The sequence below is a fragment of the Falsihalocynthiibacter sp. S25ZX9 genome, from assembly GCF_041205405.1.
GTDB classification, from domain to species: Bacteria; Pseudomonadota; Alphaproteobacteria; order Rhodobacterales; family Rhodobacteraceae; genus Falsihalocynthiibacter; species Falsihalocynthiibacter arcticus.
In genome coordinates, this window is the sequence record NZ_JBGFCD010000083.1 from 1 (window position 1) to 399 (window position 399).

Sequence of the window (399 nt, forward strand, 5' to 3'; positions counted from 1 at the left end):
AACCCAACCAAATGTAATCCGAGCCGTCATTACCAGCTTTTGTGCTTCTTCGAGCGACATGTAGAAAGGTTCAAGAACACCTTCGTCTTTCTTACGCTCGCAGTTCTCGGTCGTCCAGCCACCGGCCAGTTCCCAATCCGCACAAGTTGCGAAGTCTTCGAGGGTTTTGACACCGTCCTGCGCAAGCGCAAGGATCATTTGGGGTGTCAAACAGTCAAATTCAATAAGCGATTCCTCAACACCCAACTCACGTGCCGTATCGAGTGCTTTTTTGCTGGCCGCTTCGAGATAATCCCGTGCCCGCGCTTGAAGTTCGCTAGACGTATCTTCGTCGATGCCTTCGATCACGGTCAACTCGCTGACGTCCACATAGGCAACCTCTTCGAGGTTCGTAAAGCC

General features: G+C 51.9%; 1 pseudogene. It reads right to left on the reverse strand.

Annotation, left to right across the window (positions count from 1 at the left end):
* Positions 1-399 (reverse strand): annotated as a pseudogene (locus tag AB9F29_RS21375) (transcription termination/antitermination protein NusA); the annotation flags it as partial.